This is a genomic window from Micromonospora sp. NPDC048871 (assembly GCF_043198155.1).
GTDB lineage: Bacteria > Actinomycetota > Actinomycetes > Mycobacteriales > Micromonosporaceae > Micromonospora.
Genome location: NZ_JBICUM010000002.1, coordinates 76243 through 95562, shown reverse-complemented (window position 1 = coordinate 95562; position 19320 = coordinate 76243). Strand labels below are relative to the sequence as shown.

Annotated in this window: 21 protein-coding genes; 14 read left to right on the top strand and 7 right to left on the bottom strand. The window is 72.4% G+C overall.

Features of this window, described 5'->3' with window-relative positions; translation table 11 throughout:
- Positions 1 to 94 precede the first annotated feature (94 nt).
- Both ACGFIK_RS05040 and ACGFIK_RS05035 read left to right on the top strand, forming a co-directional pair.
- Positions 95 to 1111, top strand: a complete 1017-nt coding sequence (locus ACGFIK_RS05040; RefSeq protein WP_327025445.1) for a TerC/Alx family metal homeostasis membrane protein — start codon at positions 95 to 97, stop codon at positions 1109 to 1111.
- A gap of 40 nt (positions 1112 to 1151) precedes the next feature.
- Positions 1152 to 2453: an NAD(P)/FAD-dependent oxidoreductase gene (locus tag ACGFIK_RS05035; RefSeq protein ID WP_327025446.1), complete on the top strand. Its 1302-nt coding sequence runs from the start codon at positions 1152 to 1154 to the stop codon at positions 2451 to 2453.
- A 76-nt stretch (positions 2454 to 2529) separates the two neighbouring features.
- Here ACGFIK_RS05035 and ACGFIK_RS05030 read toward each other — a convergent pair whose 3' ends face one another.
- Positions 2530 to 3510 carry a DUF2267 domain-containing protein gene (locus tag ACGFIK_RS05030; RefSeq protein WP_327025447.1) on the bottom strand — a complete coding sequence of 327 codons (981 nt, stop codon included), beginning with the start codon at positions 3508 to 3510 and terminating at the stop codon, positions 2530 to 2532.
- A gap of 204 nt (positions 3511 to 3714) precedes the next feature.
- Between ACGFIK_RS05030 and ACGFIK_RS05025 the strand changes: the two genes are divergently transcribed.
- Positions 3715 to 4008 carry a hypothetical protein gene (locus tag ACGFIK_RS05025; protein ID WP_327025448.1) on the top strand — a complete coding sequence of 98 codons (294 nt, stop codon included), beginning with the start codon at positions 3715 to 3717 and terminating at the stop codon, positions 4006 to 4008.
- A 67-nt stretch (positions 4009 to 4075) separates the two neighbouring features.
- Here the strand turns inward: ACGFIK_RS05025 and ACGFIK_RS05020 are convergent, their stop codons facing one another.
- Together ACGFIK_RS05020 and ACGFIK_RS05015 are read right to left on the bottom strand one after the other, a co-directional pair.
- Positions 4076 to 4420, bottom strand: coding sequence for an STAS domain-containing protein (locus tag ACGFIK_RS05020; protein ID WP_327025449.1), 345 nt, complete (start codon positions 4418 to 4420; stop codon positions 4076 to 4078).
- 106 nt (positions 4421 to 4526) lie between these two features.
- Positions 4527 to 4883: an STAS domain-containing protein gene (locus ACGFIK_RS05015; RefSeq protein ID WP_327025450.1), complete on the bottom strand. Its 357-nt coding sequence runs from the start codon at positions 4881 to 4883 to the stop codon at positions 4527 to 4529.
- Between the two features lie 285 nt (positions 4884 to 5168).
- Between ACGFIK_RS05015 and ACGFIK_RS05010 the strand changes: the two genes are divergently transcribed.
- The 4 genes from ACGFIK_RS05010 (at position 5169) to ACGFIK_RS04995 (ending at position 8900) form a co-directional block, all read left to right on the top strand.
- On the top strand, positions 5169 to 6908 hold the full coding sequence (locus ACGFIK_RS05010) for a SpoIIE family protein phosphatase (RefSeq protein ID WP_327025451.1): 1740 nt from the start codon (positions 5169 to 5171) through the stop codon (positions 6906 to 6908).
- Positions 6905 to 7963: a B12-binding domain-containing protein gene (locus ACGFIK_RS05005; protein WP_393337757.1), complete on the top strand. Its 1059-nt coding sequence runs from the start codon at positions 6905 to 6907 to the stop codon at positions 7961 to 7963. Before ACGFIK_RS05010 ends, ACGFIK_RS05005 begins: the two co-directional genes overlap by 4 nt.
- A gap of 77 nt (positions 7964 to 8040) precedes the next feature.
- Positions 8041 to 8394: an STAS domain-containing protein gene (locus ACGFIK_RS05000; protein ID WP_327025453.1), complete on the top strand. Its 354-nt coding sequence runs from the start codon at positions 8041 to 8043 to the stop codon at positions 8392 to 8394.
- Between the two features lie 53 nt (positions 8395 to 8447).
- On the top strand, positions 8448 to 8900 hold the full coding sequence (locus tag ACGFIK_RS04995; protein WP_327025454.1) for a response regulator: 453 nt from the start codon (positions 8448 to 8450) through the stop codon (positions 8898 to 8900).
- Positions 8901 to 8907: 7 nt separating this feature from the next.
- On the opposite strand, the gene ACGFIK_RS04990 is transcribed toward ACGFIK_RS04995, so the two are convergent.
- The 3 genes from ACGFIK_RS04990 to ACGFIK_RS04980 form a co-directional block, all read right to left on the bottom strand.
- Entirely contained in the window at positions 8908 to 9768 is an 861-nt protein-coding gene (locus ACGFIK_RS04990) for a hypothetical protein (RefSeq protein WP_327025455.1), read from the bottom strand.
- A 348-nt stretch (positions 9769 to 10116) separates the two neighbouring features.
- Positions 10117 to 10536: an OsmC family protein gene (locus ACGFIK_RS04985; protein WP_327025456.1), complete on the bottom strand. Its 420-nt coding sequence runs from the start codon at positions 10534 to 10536 to the stop codon at positions 10117 to 10119.
- A gap of 60 nt (positions 10537 to 10596) precedes the next feature.
- On the bottom strand, positions 10597 to 11538 hold the full coding sequence (locus tag ACGFIK_RS04980; protein ID WP_327025457.1) for a serine/threonine-protein kinase: 942 nt from the start codon (positions 11536 to 11538) through the stop codon (positions 10597 to 10599).
- Between the two features lie 165 nt (positions 11539 to 11703).
- Here ACGFIK_RS04980 and ACGFIK_RS04975 point away from each other — a divergent pair, with 165 nt between their 5' ends.
- From ACGFIK_RS04975 to ACGFIK_RS04960, 4 genes are all read left to right on the top strand, one after another.
- Positions 11704 to 11925 (top strand): hypothetical protein, encoded by a 222-nt coding sequence (locus ACGFIK_RS04975; protein ID WP_327025458.1) that lies wholly within the window; start codon positions 11704 to 11706, stop codon positions 11923 to 11925.
- Positions 11926 to 12000: 75 nt separating this feature from the next.
- Positions 12001 to 12744: a response regulator transcription factor gene (locus ACGFIK_RS04970; protein ID WP_393338512.1), complete on the top strand. Its 744-nt coding sequence runs from the start codon at positions 12001 to 12003 to the stop codon at positions 12742 to 12744.
- An 18-nt stretch (positions 12745 to 12762) separates the two neighbouring features.
- On the top strand, positions 12763 to 14205 hold the full coding sequence (locus ACGFIK_RS04965; protein WP_327027091.1) for a HAMP domain-containing sensor histidine kinase: 1443 nt from the start codon (positions 12763 to 12765) through the stop codon (positions 14203 to 14205).
- Positions 14206 to 14209: 4 nt separating this feature from the next.
- Positions 14210 to 14971: a helix-turn-helix domain-containing protein gene (locus ACGFIK_RS04960; protein ID WP_327025460.1), complete on the top strand. Its 762-nt coding sequence runs from the start codon at positions 14210 to 14212 to the stop codon at positions 14969 to 14971.
- Between the two features lie 29 nt (positions 14972 to 15000).
- Here the strand turns inward: ACGFIK_RS04960 and ACGFIK_RS04955 are convergent, their stop codons facing one another.
- Positions 15001 to 15405, bottom strand: a complete 405-nt coding sequence (locus ACGFIK_RS04955) for a VOC family protein (RefSeq protein WP_327025461.1) — start codon at positions 15403 to 15405, stop codon at positions 15001 to 15003.
- 189 nt (positions 15406 to 15594) lie between these two features.
- On the opposite strand from ACGFIK_RS04955, the gene ACGFIK_RS04950 reads away from it, so the two are divergent.
- From ACGFIK_RS04950 to ACGFIK_RS04940, 3 genes are read left to right on the top strand one after another with little or no spacing between them, the layout of a single operon-like run.
- The gene (locus tag ACGFIK_RS04950) at positions 15595 to 15744 is read left to right on the top strand and encodes a hypothetical protein (RefSeq protein ID WP_171023063.1); all 150 of its coding nucleotides are present in this window, start codon (positions 15595 to 15597) and stop codon (positions 15742 to 15744) included.
- 5 nt (positions 15745 to 15749) lie between these two features.
- On the top strand, positions 15750 to 17228 hold the full coding sequence (locus tag ACGFIK_RS04945; RefSeq protein WP_327025462.1) for a class I SAM-dependent methyltransferase: 1479 nt from the start codon (positions 15750 to 15752) through the stop codon (positions 17226 to 17228).
- Positions 17221 to 19248: a sulfatase-like hydrolase/transferase gene (locus ACGFIK_RS04940; RefSeq protein WP_327025463.1), complete on the top strand. Its 2028-nt coding sequence runs from the start codon at positions 17221 to 17223 to the stop codon at positions 19246 to 19248. Before ACGFIK_RS04945 ends, ACGFIK_RS04940 begins: the two co-directional genes overlap by 8 nt.
- The last annotated feature ends 72 nt before the right edge of the window (positions 19249 to 19320 follow it).

The following is a 19320-nucleotide window of genomic DNA, read 5'->3' as shown; positions in this document are numbered from 1 at the left end:
CAGTACGGCGCGCCCGGGGTGCGCCTCGGGTGGTTGCCCAGCGAATACTGGGTGAAGGAGACCTCGAACATGACACGGTGTTCGAGGAGGCCCCATGTCCGAAATGTCGTACGTAGCTGCCGGTTTTCAGTCCATCGGTACGCCCTCGCTCTGGGCGATCACCATCGCCGGGGTCATCGCGCTGCTGGTGCTCGACTTCGTGGTGACCCGACGCCCACATGAGGTGTCGCTGAAAGAGGCACTCGGCTGGTCGGCCTTCTACATAGCCCTGCCGCTGGCCTTCGGGGCCTGGGTCTGGTCCCGGTACGGCAGACAGGAGGGCATCGACTACCTGGCCGGCTACCTGGTCGAGAAGTCGCTGTCGGTCGACAACCTCTTCGTCTTCATGCTGCTGCTGGCCGCCTTCGCGGTGCCCAGCGTGCTCGCCCAGCGGGTGCTGCTGTTCGGCATCGCCGGTGCCCTGGTGCTGCGCGGCGTCTTCATCGCCGTCGGCGCGGCGGCCCTGCAGACCCTGGACTTCGCCTTCCTGATCTTCGCCCTGATCCTGCTGGTCACCGCCGCCAAGCTGATCCGGGACGCCTTCAGCGGCCACGAACAGAGCGTCGACATCGCCAACATGCGCTCGGTTCGCCTGCTGCGCCGGTTCATGCCGGTGGTCAACGAGTACCACGGCACCAAGATGACCGTACGGGTCGACGGTCGACGGGCCCTGACCCCGCTGGCGCTGGTGGTGGTCGCCGTACTGGCCACCGACGTGGTCTTCGCGGTCGACTCCGTGCCGGCCGTCTACGGCATCACCGAGGACCCGTACCTGGTCTTCGCCACCAACGCCTTCGCCCTGCTGGGCCTGCGCGCTCTGTACTTCGTGCTGCACGCGGCGCTGAGCCGACTGGTGCACCTCACCTACGGGCTGGCGATCATCCTGGCCTTCATCGGGGTCAAGCTCGGCCTGCACTGGGCGCACGGCATCTGGGAGAGCGTCCCGGTGATCCCCACCGAGATCTCCCTGCTGGTCATCGTCGCCGTGCTGATCACCGTCACCATCACCAGCCTGCGGGCGACCCGCAATGTCGTACCGGGGTCGAAAGAGGTCATCACCGAACGGCGCTGACCTGACGTTTGTCCCGGCCGCCCACGGGAACCGGGCCAGGATGACGAAACCTCGTGTGGTGATCGTGGGAGCCGGGTTCGCCGGTTACCACGCGGCGAAGACATTGAGCCGGCTGGCCCGGGGCCGGGCCGAGATCGTCCTGCTCAACTCGACCGACTACTTCCTGTATCTGCCGCTGTTGCCTGAGGTGGCGGCGGGGGTGGTGGAGCCGGGCCGGATCGCCGTGCCGTTGACCGGCACCCTGGACGACGTCCGGGTGGTCATCGGGGAGGCCGACCACGTCGACCTGCAAAATCGGTGGGTGGGCTTCACCCAGGCCGAGGGGGATCGCAACCGGCTGGCCTACGACCGGCTGGTCCTGTCCGTCGGCAGCGTCAACAAGCTGCTGCCCATCCCCGGGGTGACCGAGTACGCGCACGGCTTCCGTGGCCTGCCCGAGGCGGTCTACCTGCACGACCATGTGGTTCGGCAGGTGGAGTTGGCCGAGCAGGCGACCGACCCCACCGAGCAGCAGGCCCGGGCGACCTTCGTGGTGGTCGGCGCCGGCTACACCGGTACGGAGGTGGCCGCCCACGGCCAGCTGTTCACCGACGCCCTGGCCGCCCAACGCCCCCGACTGAAGATCCGCCCCAAGTGGATGCTGCTGGATGTCGCACCCCGGGTGCTGCCCGAGCTGGACCAGCGGATGTCCCGCACCGCGGACCGCGTGCTGCGCCGCCGCGGCGTGGACGTCCGGATGGGTACCTCCGTGGCGGTCGCCACCGCCGACGGGGTAAAACTCACCGACGGGGAGTACGTGCCCACCTGCTCCCTGGTCTGGTGCGTCGGGGTACGCCCCGACCCCTTCGTGGCACAGTTGGGTCTGCGTACCGAGAAGGGTCGGTTGGTCGTCGACGAGTACCTCAACGTCCCCGGCTTCCCCGAGGTGTACGCCTGCGGTGACGCCGCCGCCGTGCCCGACCTGACCCGGCCGGGCGAGATCTGCACCATGACCGCCCAGCACGCCCAGCGGCAGGGCAGACTCGCCGCCCACAACATCGCCGCCTCGTACGGCCAGGGCCGGCGTCGCCCGTACAAGCACCATGACCTGGGCTGGGTGGTCGACCTGGGCGGCAAGCAGGCCGCCGCCAACCCGCTGAAGGTGCCGCTGTCCGGCCTGCCGGCCAAGGCGGTCACCCGCGGGTATCACCTGCTGGCCATCCCCGGCAACCGGGCCCGGATCGGCGCCGACTGGGCCCTGGACGCCGCCCTGCCCCGCTCGGCGGCCCAACTGGGCCTCGTCCCGGCCAACGCGGTACCACTGGAGAGCACCTCCCCGGAGATGCCGGCCTGGGCCCGCTGACCACCCCCTGGTGTGGGCGCGGCGGGGGCCGGCCACCGTGCGGCTGGCCGACCGGTCGGCCCACACCCGGGTCGGCTCAGCCGGAGGACAGGCCCGCGCCCGCCTCGTCGATCGCGGCGTCCACCGCGTGGGCCAGGTCCACGTCCAGCTCGGTCACCCCACGGGCGCTGCCGGTGCTGACGCTGAGCACGGCCGTGCTCGGGTCCGCCCGGCCGATGCGGGGCCCTCGACCGATCTGGTCGCGGAGTTGATCGAGACGGTCCAGGACCCGGTCCAGGCTGTCCGCCGGTAGCACCAGGGTGCGGGTCAGGGCCTCGCCGTCGTCCGACCAGTACGGCAGGTCGGTCAGCGCGGCGCTACGTTGCGCACCGGTCAGGGGCGGCGTGGCGCTGCTGGCCCCGACCAGCCCACCACCGACGGCCGGCGGGTTGAGCAGTTCCCGCAGGTCGTCCGGCACGTGCAACGACTCGACCAGGTCGTGATCGTGTTCGGCGAGCGTCGCCAGGGTGGCCTCGACCTGGTAGCGGGCCTGCTCCGGGCTGCGGCCGCTGAGCCGTCCGACCTCGGACAGGAAGCCGGGCAGATCCGAGTGCCGTTCGACACCGTCGACCGGTACGACACTGTGCAGTGACGCCGGGACGGACTGGAGCAGGCGTTGTCGCTGTTCCGCGCCGAGGGCCCAGGCCAGGACCAGCACGGTGGACTCCACGCCCACCTTGGCGGTGCGGAAGTCGACGCCGGCCCGGCGACCGACCTCGGCGACGAGGTCCTGGTAGCCGATCGGCTCCACTCCGGCAGAGGTCGGGTCCATCTCGGGCAGGGGTCGCTGGGTCTGCGGGACAGCGGCCGGCGGCGGGGCCGGACCACCGCGTGTGGTGTTCGGTTTGTGCCGGCTACCGGCCGGCGGTGGGCCGTCGCGCCGGGCCTGGTCGAGATGGGTGAGCTGCTTTGACGAACTCAGGCTGGCCCCGGTGTCGGCGGCCTGGGTGCCGCGCTCGCGGGCCTGTCGGGCCAATGCCCGCCTACGTTGGTTGTCGCCCTCCATCTGCTTGCGCATGCTGACACCTCGCTTTCGCTGGTGTTCTGCTCCGGGCTCAGCGGTGGCCTTCCCGTCGCCGCCGGGCACGAAACGAGCGGCCGGACCGGGTCGGTGACGGTCGGCGACGCTTCATCCCCGCCGGGTGAGGGCCGCTCACCCGACCGGCGCAGATGATCGCCGTGGACCGGAGATCTTCCGATGGCATGCGGAGGGCAGGTCGTCATGAAGCGGATTGTCGAGATCGTCCCGGCCAGGCCCGGCTGGTACTCCCGATGGCTCCTGGCTCCGGAGAACACCCGCTGTTATCCGGTGAGCCTGTGGGCGCTGCTGGAGGAGACCGACGGCACCGGGCGGGAGGTGATCGGGGTCGACTGCGCGGGACAGTGGCCCGGCGACGACGACACGGATGCGGAGTTCGTCCGCTATCTGTTCCAGACGCCGGATTCCGGGGCCCCCGACGACGCGGAGTCGACCCCCGAGGCCCGCCGTGCCGGGCCGGTCGTCGCGGCCACCTGAGCATTCCTCCGGCCCCCGACCCCTGGTCCCAGGGTCGGGGGCACCCCCGAACCCGGTGGGCGCCCGGTCAGCCCGCCGCCTGCACGTCGTCGTCGCCGGCCGCGGACACCTGGAGCAGCTCGGCCAGACCGGTGCGGTCCAGCAGTTGGCGAAGGTTGGGGTTGACACCGGTCAGGCGGATCGGCACCGGGCTGCCCCGGTGGGCCACCACGAGAGCGCTGAGGCCCGAGGAGTCGCACAGACTCACTCCGGCCAGGTCGATGACCAGGTGCTGGTAGCCGTCCCGGCGTACCTGCTCGACGGCGGCGATCAGTTCCGGAGCGCTGTCGAAGTCCAGGTCACCGGTGAGCCGCAGCTCCGCATGTCCGACGTCGAACCGGCTGACCTCGATGACCAACAGCTGTGAGGACATGACTCCATGCTCCCAGCCCGACGAGGGAACGCAAGTCGCGGGGTACGTCTTTCGCGGTCCGCGCCACTGTCGACCCCCGTGCAGGGCTGCGGCGTAGGCCGGTCGCTCAGGCGGGGACGGTGGGTTGGCCGTCCGGTTCGGTGCTGACCGGCCCCTCGCCGCCGGTCGAGCGAGTCAGCAGGCCGGTCACCCCGGTCATGTCCAGGATGGTCGCCAGGAACCGGGGCACCGCGCGCAGCCGCAGGGTCACCCCGTCGCGCAGCCCTTCCCGCCAGGCGTGCACGATGATGCTGAGCCCGGTGCTGTCGATGAACTGGAGGTCGGCGAAGTCGAGTACGAGGGCGCGGGGACCGGCCCGCAGTTCCCGGTCGATCTCCGTACGCAGCGGCCCGGCCGTGGTGTAGGCGAGGTCGCCACCCACCCGGATCACCGGAATGTCGGGATCGGACCGGTCGACTGACACGCTCAACGGAGTGGTCTCGGGTCTTCGACCGTGGGACAGCAACGATCACGCCTTCCGCGGGGTGGCGGGCGGACGGGGGCGTCCGGATCGTAACAACCTTGACGGCGCCTCGCCTTACGGCAGTCGACCGGGCCGCTCACGGCCACCTGAGCGGCGGTCGAACGGGCTGCCCGACGGCCGCCTGGGTGGCGCGGCGACGACACCGGCGTACCCTGGGGGCGGGACAGCGACCAGGCACACCGCCGCTGCGTGGGTGCGGAATCGAGATGGAGTGGGGCTTATCTGGTGACTGGTGCCGACGTCAGGGACATCGACCCCGGCGACGGACGGTTCACGCCGAATGCCCCGCAGGAGCCGGCGTGGCGCACCGACCTGTCCGCAGCCGCACTGCCCGCCATCGATCCGTCGCTGAGCGCCGCCGACTGGCCGGTGGTCGTCGAGCACCTGCGGGAGGGCCTGGTGCTGTGCGGCCCGGACGGCGTGGTGTGGCAGGTGAGCCCGGTCGCCGCGCGGTTGCTGCCGGAGATCGTCGTGGGCGGCAGCTGCGCCGAGTTCGAGGCCCTGCCCGGCCCGGTCGCCGAGATCACCCGGCACGGACGCCGGCTGCGGGTCCGCCGGGTGTCGTTATCCGCCGGGCGCAGCTGCTGGTACGTGGAAGACCTCAGCGAACACACCGGGCCGGTCGACGCCCTGGCGGCCGAGCGGGCCCGATCGGCCTTCCTGGCGATGGTGGGGGAGAAGCTCGGCAATCCGTTGCATCCCGACCGGGCCGCCGCCGCGGTGGTCCGGCTGGCCGTGCCGACCCTGGCCGAGACGGCGGTGCTGATTCTGGCCCCCCGCTCGGGACGCGCCCGGTGGTGGCGGGCCAGTCAGGCCGACGACGGGCAGTCCACCCTGGACCGAGGGGCGCTGCACACCGGTGAGATGCCCGCGGCCGTCGCCGAGAGCCTGCACGGGGTGCAGCCGCACACGGTCGACTGGTTGGCCGAGCAGGCGGTCGAGGCGGGCTGGCTGCCCGGGCACAACGCGGCCGAGGTCTGCGCCCGACTGGTGTCGTTGCCCGGTCGGGACGCCCCCGCAGGCGTACTGCTGGTGGCCCGTCCGGCGCCCCGGTGGTACACCGAGGACGATCTGGACCTGCTGCGGGCCTTCGCCGACCGGGCCGGGGCCGCGCTGACCACCGCCCTGCTCTACCGCAACCAGGCCGAGGTGGCCGACACCTTGCAGGCCAGCCTGCTGCCGGTGGAACCGGCGCAGGCGCCGGGGGTGCAGTGGGGCACGGCGTACCGGCCGGCGCAGGCCGGTCTGCGCATCGGTGGGGACTTCTACGGCGCACACCGGCTGCCCGACGGCGGCTCGGTGTTCTTCCTCGGTGACGTCTCCGGCAAGGGGGTCGAGGCTGCGGTCTTCACCGGTCAGCTGCGCCAGTGCCTGCACGCCCTGCACCGTATCGAGTCACAACCGGCCCGGCTGCTGCGGCTGCTCAACGACGCGCTGCTGGAGACCACCCTGGCGCACGGGCAGGGCCGGTTCGCCACGATGGTCCTGGGAGTGGTCCGGCCGCACCGCGACGGTGGACTGTCGTTGACCCTGGCCGGCGGCGGTCATCTGCCTCCGCTGGTGGTGCGCGCCTCCGGCGAGGTGGAACAGCTCCCGCTCAGCGGGATGCTCATCGGGGTGGTCGCCGATCCCCGGGTCGATCAGGTCTCCACCCGACTGGCCCCCGGCGAGACCTGCCTGCTCTACAGCGACGGGGTGACCGAGGCCCGGGGTGGCCGGCGGGGAGTCGAGCAACTCGGCACCGACCGGTTGATGCAGGCGTTGACCGGCTGCCAGCGGATGCCGGCTCCGGCCCTGGCCGAACGAATCGAACAGGTCACCTGCGACTGGCTGGCCCAGCGTGACCACGACGACATCGCGGTGCTCGCGCTGCGTGCCGCCGGCGTCGGGGGCCGGCCGCACCGACACCTGCACGCGGTCCCCACTCCGACCGGGGTGGCTCGGGAAGGGGCGACGACACCGTGACCATGGCGACGACGGAAACCTCCCTCGCCGCACTCTATCCGCGGTACCTGCACTGCCTGGCCGAGGCCGACGAGTCGGCCGCCATCGAGGTGGCCCGGGAACTGCTCGAGGCGGGGGTGCCCGCCGACCGGGTGCTGCTGGACCTGGTCGCACCGGCCCAGGCCGAGGTGGGGGAGCGCTGGGCCCGCAACGAGTGGAGTGTGGCCCAGGAACATGCGGCAACCCACGTCAGCGAGCGGGTGGTGGCGGCGGTAGCCGGGTACGCCAATGTCCGAGGCGACCGGGGTCGGATCGTGGTGGCCTGTATGGACGGTGAGTGGCACGCCCTGCCGGCCCGGCTGGTCGCCGAGGTGCTGCGGTTGCAGGGCTGGCAGGTGACCTTCCTGGGGGCCAGCGTGCCGGCCGCGCACCTGGTGTCGTACCTGCACCGGCATGACGCGTACGCGGTCGCCCTGGCCTGTGCGCTGCCGATGCGACTGCCGCAGGCGCATCGGATGATCGAGGCCTGCCGGCGTTCGGACGTGCCGGTAGTGGTCGGCGGCCGGGGTTTCGGCACGGACGGCCGGTGGGCGCGGCGGCTCGGGGTGGCCTGGGCGCCGGACGGGCCCACCGCCGCGGACCTGCTCGCCGACGAGCGGGCGCTGCGGGCCACCGCACCGGCCGCGCTGGCCCATCTGGCCGACGACGAGTACCCCAGCCTGGTCAGCCGTCGTGGCGAGCTGATCGACAGCGCCCTGGCCGACCTGACCCGGCGGATCCCGGCCACCCGGGACTACACCCCGGCCCAACTGGACTCCACGGTCAGCGACCTCGGCTACATCCTGGACTTCCTGGCCGCCGCCCTCTATGTCGACGACGGCTCACTGTTCACGGAGTTCGTCGACTGGCTGGTGACCATTCTGGCCAGTCGGGGAGTGCCGGCCACCGCGGTCGGGGCTACCCTGCGGCACTACGTGGTCACCCTGCACGATTTTCCGCGTGCGGCGGCCTTCCTGGCCGCCGGTGCGGCCTCGTTGCCGGCGGTCGGGCGGCCCGACCACCCACCGGCGGCGTAACTGCGGCCCGCCCGGCGGCGCGCTCTATACTTCGCCCACTGCAAGCATTCGTCCTCAGGCGGCGAGAGGGGATTGCCGTGACGTTGACCGTCACGTACGCCGGTCGTGACGCGGAAGGGCCGGCCCGCCTGTGTCTCGCCGGTGAGCTCGACATGAGCAGTGCCCCGGAGCTCAACGAGGCGATCGACCGGTTGGCCGCGGCGGGGCAGCGGCGCCTGCTGGTCGATCTGTCCGACCTGACCTTCTGTGACTCGACCGGGATCGCGGTCTTCGTCCGTGGTGACAACCGTGCCGCGGCGCAGGGTGGCTGGCTGCGGATCACCGGCGCCAGGGGTCGGGTGGAACGGGTGCTCAAGGTGACCGGACTGGCCGATGTGCTCGGGTACGGTACTGCCGACCCGGGCCCGGACGACAGTGCCGGAATGGGCTAGATTCCCGCCAGTATGGGATCGTCGATCCCGTCCTCGCCGACCTGAGGCAGGTAATGATGGCCGCTCGTACCCATGACCCGGTTCGCATCCTCGTCGTGGACGACGACCCGGGTGATGTGCTCATGATCGAGGAAGCGTTGGCGACCTCGGACGTCGAAAAGGTCATCGACGTGGTCGGCGACGGCCAGGAGGCGATGGAGTTCCTGCGCCGGGAGGGTAGGCACAGCGGGGCTCACCGCCCGGACGTGATCCTGCTCGACCTGAACATGCCCCGGATGGACGGGCGCCAGGTGCTCGGCGAGGTGAAGGGCGACGCGGACCTGCGCAGCATCCCGATCGTCGTGCTGACCACCTCCAACGCCGACACCGACATCATCAGCAGCTACACCTTGCAGGCCAACGCGTACGTCACCAAGCCGATCGATCTCGACGACTTCAACGATGTGGTGCACCGCATCGACGAGTTCTTCGGCCGGGTGGTCGTACTGCCCAAGCAGCGGCCCTGACCGGCGCCTAGCTGAGCAGCGCCGCGACGATGGTCTCCGCCCGCTGCTCGTGCTGGGCGTAGGCGTAGGGGTACGCGGAGACCTGCACGGCCTGGGCCGCCAGGGTCACGGCCATCTGCTGCCAGCCGGGCACCTGGAGCAGGGCCTCGTAGAAGGCGCGGGACGCGTATGCGGGACGCATCAGGTCGCGTACGGTGCCCCAGCCGCTACTCGGACGCTGCTGGAACAGCCCGACGGAGTCGTGGTCCCAGCCGATGGCCTGGTGGGGGTAGTTCTGGGACTCCGGCAGCACCCCGCTGGCGTAGTTGAGCAGGGTGCTCTCCTGCATGGCGGTGGCCACGGCGACGACCAGGCCCTTGCGGGGGATCTTCATCTCGACCCCGACGTCCACGATCACCTTGGCGTTGTCCATCTGCACCTGGGTGAGCCCGGCGACCGGCTTGGGGCGGGGCGGTCGGGTCGGCTTGGCGGTGGTCTTCTTCGGCTTCGGGGTGGCTGACGGCTTGGCCGAGGGGGAGGCCGAAGGGCTGGGGCTGGCCGGTGGGGTGGGCGAGGGGCTGCGTGCCAGGGACCGGGAGGCCGGGCCCTCCTCGACGAGCCGGGCCCGGTCGGCCACCGCCTCGGCGACCTGTGCCCGCGGGCCTTCGTCGGTTGCGCGGACAGCCGCCACCGCCACCGCGGTCGCCCCAAGGCAGCAGGTCAGGCCGGTGGCCAGGGCCACCCGGAGCCGGGTACCACCCAGCCGGGCCCGGATGCCCGGGAGGGTGGCGCGGTGCCTGCCGGCCCGTTCGGATGATGCTCCGTCGGCCGATAGGCTCGCCGGTTGCTGTGGGGGCAGCGTCTGGTCGATGTCGTCGTCGGGGTGCATTCGCCGAGGTTAGAGAGCCCAGGGCGCGCTGGCATCGGGTGGGTTGATGGCATGCGTCACAATTTGCGGCTAACGGCCGGGTGAAACTCCATATTCGTTCCGGTGGCTCACAAATTGCGCCAACCGGCTATTTCGGCAATGACCGTAATGTCACCAACAACTGCCCGGAAAAGGTGATCTTGGGTCAATGAACGGTCCCCCTGATCGCCTCCACCGAACGGCCCACCCCGCTGTCGGCCCTGCGGAAGCCACTGATGGGGCGGTCGGCCCAGCCGCCACCCCGACCCACTCGCTGGAGGTGTCCGTCCGCAGCCGGTCCGGGCCGGACCGGCTGCGACACCCGATCGCCTAATGCCGCCCGTTCTCCGCCGGGCTGACCGTCAGCCGGTGTCGGCTGCCGTCCTCGCGGGAGAAGGGCCACAGCCGGTCGGCGTGCTCGACCAGCTCCGCCAGCTGCTGGCGGCTCAGCCCGGCTGAGGAGATCGAGGCGTGCACGTCGGCCCGGTACCGCCCGTCGTCGTCGCGGCCCAGCTTCGCCTCCGCGCGTACCTGCACGGTGTGTGCCTCGTCGGTGATCCCGCCGGCCGCCTCCACGGCGGCATGGTGCAGGCAGGACGCGTACGCGGCGGCCAGCAGCTGCGAGGGGGTCAGCCCGGTGCAGTGTCGTGCCAGTGGTGAGGCCAGGGCGGTGGACAGCGCCTCGTCGTCGGTGTGGATGTGGCCGCCCTCGGCGGTCACGGCGGCAACCTCGTTAAGCCAGGAACTCATCGCGTTCCTCCCGTCACTCACCGCCCGGCTACCCGAGCCGGACCCGGTGAAACCGGGAGGTCAGTCGCCGTGGCGGCTCCACTGCACCCCGACGGCCGCCTCGGTGGCCGCGGCGGCGGCCCGCTCCGTCCAGGGGCTCACCGGTGCCGGGCGCTGTCGAGGTAGCAGCGGCTCGTGCATCGGCACGTACACCCGGGCGTCCACCACCTCGGCCAACAGCAGCGCGGTGACCAGGCTGCTGGGCCGCCGGGAGGGCTCCTCGGCCAGGCAGCGCCGGCAGATGTCGGCCACCTCGGCGGGCAGCCCGGGCACCTCCGGCAGGGGCTGCGGGGGCTGCCGCCGGTCCGGCCCCAGCAACTGGGTGACACTGTCGGCCGCGTACGGCAGTCGCCCGGTCAGGCAGCAGTAGAGCAGTACCCCGAGGGCGTACATGTCGGCCGCCGGGGTGATGGGCGCCCGACGCAGCTGTTCCGGGGCCAGATAGGCCGGAGTGCCGACCACCATGCCCTCCGGCATGGTCTCGGTGGCACCGGCCGGGGTGGCGATACCGAAGTCGAGCACCTTGGCCCCGGAAGGGGTGAGCATCACGTTGGCCGGCTTCACGTCACGGTGCACGATGCCGTGCGCGTGCGCGGCGGCCAGGGCGGCGCTGACCTCCGCGCAGACCCGGGCCGCGATGCGCCAGTCCAGCGGGGCGACCCGCAGGTGGGCGGCGAGGGTCTCGCCCTGCACCAGCTCCATCACCAGGTACGGCGTCTCCCGGCCGGGGATGGTGGCGCAGGTGCCGAAGTCGTGCACGCTGGCGATGTTGGGATGCACCAGCCGGGCGGCGGAACGGGCCTCGGCCTGGATGCGTGCCACCGACGAGTCCGGCTGGTCCGGTGACACCAGTTTGACCGCCACCGGCCGGTCCAGCACCGTGTCGTGGGCCCGCCACACCTCGGACATCCCACCGACGCCGATGCGCTGTTCGAGCCGGTACCGCCCGTCCAGCGTTCTCATCGACCGCCCCTTGCCCTTCGCCGGGTGCCTGCCCGGCTGCCGCACCCGCCTTCGGGCACCGGTACCCCACCTCCGATCAGGGCAAACCGGCTTCTGTCGGCGGTCAGTGCGTTAGCGTGCGAGCCGGGGAGCCGCGATACCAGGGAGTCTGGAGGGGAACGGGTGATGAGTGAGGTGACCGTACGCTTTGTCGGTGGCCCGGCCCACGACCTGGTGCGGGAACTACCCGCCGGTCCGGACGGTGCGCCGCCCCGGTTGTGGGTGCTGCGTCGCCCGGAGGCCGCGCCCACCCCGGCCGCCGATCATCTGTACGCCCGCCAGCGTCCCGACGGAACCGCCTGGACGATGCGTTTCGTGCGCACCGACCCGGTAGGGGCCAGCGAGTGAGCCGCCCGTACCCACAGCCGGCCCACAGGATCCGCACAGGTCGCCTCCCGCGTGCCGGACCACGATGAGGCCATGATGACCGAGAGGGAGAACGGGCCGGGTCGGGTGCCGTTGTGCCGGCCCGACGGCGAACCCGTCCGGGTGCTGGTGGTCGACGACGAGGCGACCCTGACCGACCTGCTGTCGATGGCCCTGCGCTACGAGGGCTGGCAGGTGCGGACGGCCGGGGACGGCACGGATGCCCTCCGACTGGCCCGACAGTTCCAGCCCGACGCCGTGATCCTCGACGTGATGCTGCCCGACTTCGACGGTTTCGAGGTGCTCCGCCGGCTGCGTGCGGACAACCCGTCGGTGCCGGTGCTCTTCCTGACCGCCCGGGACGCGGTGGAGGAGCGCATCGCCGGGCTGACCGTGGGCGGGGACGACTATGTGACCAAGCCGTTCAGCCTGGAGGAGGTGATCGCCCGGCTGCGGGCCCTGCTGCGCCGCTCCGGCTTCGCCGTCACCGCCCAACAGGAGTCCGTGCTGACCGTCGGGGACCTGACCCTGGACGAGGACAGCCACGAGGTCCGCCGGGACGGCCAACTGATCACCCTGACCGCCACCGAGTTCGAACTGCTGCGGTACCTGATGCGCAATCCCCGTCGAGTGCTGAGCAAGGCGCAGATCCTCGACCGGGTGTGGCACTACGACTTCGGCGGCCAGGCCAACGTGGTCGAGCTGTACATCTCGTACCTGCGCAAGAAGATCGACGCCGGTCGGCAGCCGATGATCCACACCCTGCGGGGCGCCGGCTACCTGCTCAAACCGGCGGAGTGAGGGATGCTGCGGCGCTGGCTGGCGGGCTGGTCCCTGCGTACCCGGCTGGTGGTCACCCTGGTGGCCCTGCTGGCCGTGGTCAGCCTGGCCATCGGCGGGATCACCACGGCGGCGCTGCGGGAGTTCCTGATCTCCCGGGTGGACGAGCAACTGCTGCCGATGACCGGTATGCGCGGCGGGCCGTCGGGGGAACCCGGACCGGGCACCCCGGCCTGGTCCGAGATTCGGGTGCCGCGCGGATTCCCGCCCGGCACCATCAACGCCCGGATCGTCGACGGACAGGTAACCGAGGCGTGGACCCTGGCCGACCGGCAGGAGCAGGCGGTACCGGTCGAGGAGGTGGCCGCCCTGGCCACGGTGCCCGCCGACGGCCGCGCGCACAGCCGCGACCTCGGCGACCGGGGCAGCTACCGGCTGGTGGCCCGCACCTCCACCGCCGGCACCGTGCGGGTGCTCGGGATACCGCTGGCCGGGGTCCAGGAGACCGTGGGATGGCTGGTGCTGGCCCAGGCCGGGATCACCGCCGTCGGGCTGCTGGTCGCCGGCACCGCCGCCACGCTGATCGTCCGGGCCACCCTGCGTCCGCTGCGCCGGGTGGCCGCCACCGCCGGTAGGGTCAGCGAACTGCGGCTGGACCGCGGCGAGGTGGCCCTCTCCGAGCGGGTGCCGGCCGCCGACACCGATCCCCGTACCGAGGTCGGGCAGGTCGGTGCCGCACTGAACCGGATGCTCGGGCATGTCGCCGCCGCGCTGGCCGCCCGTCAGGCCAGCGAGACCCGGGTACGCCAGTTCGTCGCGGACGCCAGCCACGAACTGCGTACCCCGCTGGCCGCGATCCGGGGTTACGCCGAGGTGGCCCGCCGAGGCCACGACCGGGTACCGGCCGACGTGGCCCACGCCCTGCGCCGGGTGGAGTCGGAGAGTATCCGGATGACCAACCTCGTCGACGACCTGCTGCTGCTGGCCCGGCTGGACTCCGGCCGCCCCCTGGCGGTGGAGTCGGTCGACCTCACCGCCCTGGTCATCGACGCGGTCAGCGACGCCCATGTCGCCGGCCCGGACCACCGCTGGCAGCTCGACCTGCCCGACCAGGTCATCCGGGTACCGGGTGATCCCGCCCGGCTGCACCAGGTGCTGACCAACCTGCTGGCCAACGCCCGGGTGCACACCCCGCCGGGCAGCACGGTCACCACCGGCCTGCGGCTGGTCGGCGAGGCCGCCGAACTCAGTGTCACCGACGACGGCCCCGGGGTTCCCCCCGAACTGCGGGACGAGGTGTTCGAACGGTTCGCCCGGGGGGACAGCTCCCGCTCCCGTACCCACGGCAGCACCGGCCTGGGCCTGGCCATCGTCGCCGCCGTGGTGGCCGCCCACCACGGCACTGTCGCCCTGGACAGCCGACCCGGCCGTACGGTGTTCACCGTCCGACTGCCGAACCCGACCCTCGGCGGGGCAGACTGACGGCGTGTACCGGGAAGGTCCGGCCGGGGTTGCCGGCGCAGTGTTGTGGAGCAGCACCGCCCCGGCACAGCCGCGACCCGTGCGGGTGCTCCCGGACGGCTGCCTGGATCTGCTCTGGTCCAGCCGGGCCGGACTGCTGGTCGCCGGGCCGGACCGGACCGCCTACCTCAACCAGAGCGCGCCGGCCGAGGACTGGGTCGGGCTGCGCCTGCCACCCGGGGTCGGTCCGGCAGTGTTCGGGATCCCGGCCGTGGAGCTGCGGGACCGGCGGGTGCCCCTCGCCGACCTCTGGGGCGCCAGAGCGACCAGGGCCCTGGCCGACCGCGCCGCCGACGCCGCCGTGTCGAGGCCCGCCGGGTCACCGCCGGGCGGAGCGGACGCCGCCGGCCTCGGCACCCCGGGTGCTGCCGGGGTGGGCGCGGTCCTGGTGGCGGAGGCGGTGCGGCGACTGCGGGCCTGCGGTGGGCCGGATCCGCTGGGCCGGCGGGTGTCCGCCGCCCTGGCCGCCGGGGCCACCGTGGCCGAGACCGCCGCCCGGGTCGGCCTGGACGCGCGCAGCCTGCTGCGACACAGCCGACACCTGTACGGGTACGGCCCGAAGACCCTGGCCCGGATCCTGCGGATGCGCCGGGCCCTGGCCCTGGCCCGGTCCGGGGTGTCCCTGGCCGAGGTGGCCACCCGGGCCGGCTACGCCGACCAGGCGCACCTGACCCGGGAGGTGCGGGCCCTGGCCGGTGTGGCCCCCACCGCCCTGCTCACCGACTGAACCGGGCCCACGCGGGGGAAGGCAGCTGCTCACCCCTCGGGGGTGGGGAGTGGGGCGAAGAGGTCGACGGCGTTGCCGTCCGGGTCGTGCACGACCGCGTACCGCTGCCCCCACACCGCGTCCCAGGGCGGCCGGTGACCGTGGGCCCCGGCGGCGGTGAGTTCGGCGTACCAGCGGTCCACCTCGGCGGGGTCGGCGCAGCGGAAGGCCAGGGCCACCCGCGCGCCACCGACCGGGGGAGTCCAGTCCGGATCGAAGGAGCGGATGGTGTCCAGGTCGTCCCAGGCCAGGCGCAGACCGCCGGGCAGCCGTACCTCCACATGGGGTTCCCGTTCCGCCTCGGGTGGGATGTCGAGGCCCAGCCGGCGGTAGAAGGCCAGGCTGCGGGCCAGGTCCGTGCTGACGATGCCGATGAGATCCAGTTCTGGGGTCATGGCCGCAGGCTACGACCGAGCGGTGGTCACCGTCTTGAACGAAACGGACAGGGGATGTGGGCGTTCTGCCCGACAGGGCGGCGAAGCTCGGCGTACGGTGGCAGAAGTCCGGCTCGACCAGATAAATCCTGAATGTCAGCTTTCCTGGTCGGGGTGGCGATTCGACACGGCGAGGGGAAGGAGCGGTCGGTGAACCACTTGGCCTACCTGGACGCGGGATCCGGCAGCCTGATCGTGCAGGCGGTCATCGGCGGGGTCGCCGGGGTCGCGGTGGCCGCCAAGCTCTACTGGCGCAGACTGGTCAGCCGGTTCCGCCGCCAGCCCACCGACCAGAGCTGATCGGCATGGCGCTCCCGCACCTGCACCACCCCGCACCGCCCGACACCGACCGACCCGGCACCGCCTCCGCGCCGCCCGGCACCGGGCTGCGGGCCGAGCCCGGTTCCTTCCGGGACCCGGCCAACCAGGTCTTCCACGCCGGCGTCCAGGTGTTGCGCGGGCTCGACGAGACCGCTGCGGGACACTGGCGGGCCCTGAGCGGCACCGACTTCTTCCCGGCCCTGATGGCCGACGGCAAGGTCTGCGGCACCGAGGAGCTGCCGAGCGCGAGCGCCCCCCAGGGGTGGGCGGCGGTCCTGCGACACGAACGCATTCCGTTCGTCTCCCACCCCTACGAGTGGTCCGTCACGATGCTGCGTGACGCCGCCCTGCTGCACCTGGAGATCCTCCGGGCGGCCCTGCCGGCGGGCTTCACCACCAAGGACGGTTCGGCGTACAACCTGCAATGGCGGGGCACCCGACCGGTCTTCATCGACGTGGGATCGTTCGCCCCGCTGGTCGAGGGGGAGCCCTGGGCCGGCTACCGGCAGTTCTGCCAGACCCTGCTCTACCCGCTGCTGCTCACCGCCCACCTGGGGGTCGACTTCCAGCCCTGGCTGCGGGCCCAGGTCGACGGCATAGCACCGGACCAGATGGGTCGGCTGTTCCGTGGGGTGCGCCGCCTGCTGCCCGGGGTGTTCACCCATGTGCACCTGCACGGCAGCGTGCAACGCCGCAACGCCGCCCGGACCACCACTGACGTCCGCGCCCAACTGCGCGACGCCGGGTACGGCCGGGAGCTGGCCCTGGCCACCGTACGCGGCATGGAGAAGCTGGTCCGGCGCCTGGATCACTCGCCGCCGACCAGCCACTGGGTCGACTACCAGCGCACCTGCGGCTACTCCGAGGCCGACCGGGCGGCCAAGGAAGGGTTCGTCACGGCCGCCCTGACCGGCGCCACCCGGCGGCGACTCGTGCTCGACCTGGGTGCCAACGACGGCCGGTACTCCCGGATCGCCGCCGCACACGCCGACTACGTCGTGGCGGTGGAACAGGACCCGGCCGTGGTGGACCGGCTCTACCGCACCCTGCGGGAGGAGGGGGAGGGTCGGGTGCTGCCACTGGTGATGGACCTGGCCGACCCGTCGCCCGGCGGCGGCTGGCGGGGGGTCGAACGGGCCTCCTTCGCCGCCCGCACCCGCGCGGACACCGTCCTGGCCCTGGCCCTGGTGCACCACCTGGCGATCGGCCGTAACGTGCCGTTGCCACAGGTGGTGGAGTGCCTGACCGCCCTGGCCGCCCCGGACGGGCGGCTGGTGGTGGAGTTCGTCCACCCGCAGGACCCGATGGCCCGCCGGCTGCTGGCCAACAAACCCGACGGACTCTTCCCGGACTACCGGCGGGAGGCCTTCGAGGCCCTGCTGGCCGCGCACGGCACCGTCACCGACCGGCTGGAGCTGCCCTCGGGCACCCGCACCCTGTACCAGGTGGCCCTGGGTGGCTGACCAGCCCGGCACCGAGGCGCGAGCCCGCCGGTGGTGGGGGTGGGGCGGCTGGCGGAGCGAGGTCGCTCGGATGGTGGAGGTCGCGGCCCTGCTCGGCCTGGTGATCACCCAGCCGCTGCTGGACGTGCTCGGTCGCAGCCCGGACTTCTTCCTGTTCCACCGCGCCGACCGCCGGGAGATCCTGCTGCTGGTGGCCCTGATCGCGGTGCTGCCCACCATGGCGGTCGGGCTGCTCGGCCTGGTCAGCGGAGTGTTCGGTCTGCGGGTCCGCACGGCCACCCACTCCGTGCTGGTGGGCCTGCTGGTCGCCGCCCTGGCGGTGCAGGTCGGCCGGCAGCTGACCCCCCTGCGGGGCGTACCCCTGCTGGTGCTGGCCGGGGTGGTCGGTGCCGCCGGGGCGTACGCCCATCGCCGGTGGCGGGTCCCGAGCCGCATGCTGCGGGTGGCCGGCATCGGTCCGCTGATCTTCGTCGGGCTGTTCCTGTTCGCCTCACCGACCGGGCCGGTGGTGCTGCCCCGGGGTGAGGGCGGCGCGGCCGGCACCGCCACCGGCAACCTGCACCCGCCGGTGGTCATGCTGGTCCTCGACGAGCTGCCGCTGGTCTCCCTGCTCGGCCCGGACGGCGGGATCGACGCCGCCCGGTTCCCGCACTTCGCCGAGTTGGCCGCCGCCTCCACCTGGTACCGCAACGCGACCGGGGTGAGCGGCTGGACCCCGTACGCGCTGCCGGCCATGCTGACCGGCCGCTACCCGGCCCAGCCGTCCGCCCCGCACTACTCGCACTACCCGGACAACCTGTTCACCGCCTTCGGCGGCCTGTACGACATCCGCGCCGAGGAGAGCATCACCCGGCTCTGCCCGCCCAGCCGCTGTGAGCAGCCGGTCCTGCCGGAGCAGGGCCTGGGGGTGCTGGTCCGGGAGACCGGCCGGTTGCTGGGTCAGGTGACCGCCCCGCGGGACAGCCGGATCGACCCGGAGAACTCCTACCGGGAACGCACCGCCGAGGAAGTGGGCATCGACTCCGCCGAACCGGTGCCGGACGATCCGAAGTTCCGCTGGGACAGCCTGAACGTCCACCAGCCGGCCCGGTTCACCAGCTTCCTCAACGGTCTGACCCCGAGCGCCCGCCCCACCCTGCACTTCCTGCACCTGCTCATGCCGCACTCGCCGTGGGCGTACCTGCCCTCCGGGGCCCGGTATCACGCTCCACAGGAGTTCCCCAACGAGGGCGAGGGCTGGGTGGACCTGGCCCGGGCCCGTCATCTGGCGCAGCTCGGCTACACCGACCGGTTGATCGGCGAGACCCTGCGGAAGCTGCGCGAGAGCGGCCTGTGGGATCAGGCCCTGGTGGTGGTGACCGCCGACCACGGGGTCAGCTTCACCAAGGGGGTGCAGGGGCGGGGCCTGGACTCGATCCGGGCCGCCCCGAACGAGGTGGCCTGGGTACCGATGTTCCTCAAGACCCCGGGGCAGCGCGCCGGCCGGGTCGACGACCGCAACTGGGAGCATGTCGACCTGCTGCCCACGGTCGCCGAGGAGGCCGCCATCTCGCTGCCCTGGTCGGTAGACGGCCGCTCCGCCCGCCAGGCGCCGCGCGCCGAGGCCAAGGTGTTCTACGACCAGCCGGCCGAACCGCTCACCCTGCCCGCAGGGGTGCCGGACCCCCTGCCCCCGCCGGCCCCGCATCCGTTGGTCGGCACCGCCGTGGGCGAGGCCCCGATGGGCGGCACCGTACGCCTGGCCGGTCAGGACGGCTTCCGGGCGGTCGACCCGGACAGTGGCGAACTGCCGGCGCTGATCTGGGGCACCCTGCCCGAACAGGTGCCTGACGGCACCCTGCTGGCGGTGGCCGTCAACGGCACGGTGGCCTCGGTGGTGCCGGTGGTCGCCCCCGATCCGGGAGGCAGGCGCTTCGCCGCCCTGCTCGCCGACGACCGTTTTTTCCGGGCCGGGGCGAATCAGTTGGATCTGTACCTGTTCGATCCGGCCGGCACCCTCCGGCAGCTAGCCATCTCCTGAACCGTCGGAGCTGGCCAAACGGGTCTTGACTGAGTTCCCGAACAGTGTTTTTTCGGCCGCCGATTTCCGTCT

Excerpts from the sequence above, each read along its gene's own strand:
- ACGFIK_RS05020 (WP_327025449.1), bottom strand. The coding sequence starts at position 4,420 with ATGTCCTCACAGCTGTTGGTCATCGAGGTCAGCCGGTTCGACGTCGGA.
- ACGFIK_RS04995 (WP_327025454.1), top strand. The coding sequence starts at position 8,448 with ATGATGGCCGCTCGTACCCATGACCCGGTTCGCATCCTCGTCGTGGAC.
- ACGFIK_RS04985 (WP_327025456.1), bottom strand. The coding sequence starts at position 10,536 with ATGAGTTCCTGGCTTAACGAGGTTGCCGCCGTGACCGCCGAGGGCGGC.
- ACGFIK_RS05025 (WP_327025448.1), top strand. The coding sequence starts at position 3,715 with ATGAAGCGGATTGTCGAGATCGTCCCGGCCAGGCCCGGCTGGTACTCC.
- ACGFIK_RS04980 (WP_327025457.1), bottom strand. The coding sequence starts at position 11,538 with ATGAGAACGCTGGACGGGCGGTACCGGCTCGAACAGCGCATCGGCGTC.
- ACGFIK_RS05040 (WP_327025445.1), top strand. The coding sequence starts at position 95 with ATGTCCGAAATGTCGTACGTAGCTGCCGGTTTTCAGTCCATCGGTACG.
- ACGFIK_RS05035 (WP_327025446.1), top strand. The coding sequence starts at position 1,152 with ATGACGAAACCTCGTGTGGTGATCGTGGGAGCCGGGTTCGCCGGTTAC.
- ACGFIK_RS04945 (WP_327025462.1), top strand. The coding sequence starts at position 15,750 with ATGGCGCTCCCGCACCTGCACCACCCCGCACCGCCCGACACCGACCGA.
- ACGFIK_RS04955 (WP_327025461.1), bottom strand. The coding sequence starts at position 15,405 with ATGACCCCAGAACTGGATCTCATCGGCATCGTCAGCACGGACCTGGCC.
- ACGFIK_RS05030 (WP_327025447.1), bottom strand. The coding sequence starts at position 3,510 with ATGCGCAAGCAGATGGAGGGCGACAACCAACGTAGGCGGGCATTGGCC.
- ACGFIK_RS04975 (WP_327025458.1), top strand. The coding sequence starts at position 11,704 with ATGAGTGAGGTGACCGTACGCTTTGTCGGTGGCCCGGCCCACGACCTG.
- ACGFIK_RS04990 (WP_327025455.1), bottom strand. The coding sequence starts at position 9,768 with ATGCACCCCGACGACGACATCGACCAGACGCTGCCCCCACAGCAACCG.
- ACGFIK_RS04970 (WP_393338512.1), top strand. The coding sequence starts at position 12,001 with ATGACCGAGAGGGAGAACGGGCCGGGTCGGGTGCCGTTGTGCCGGCCC.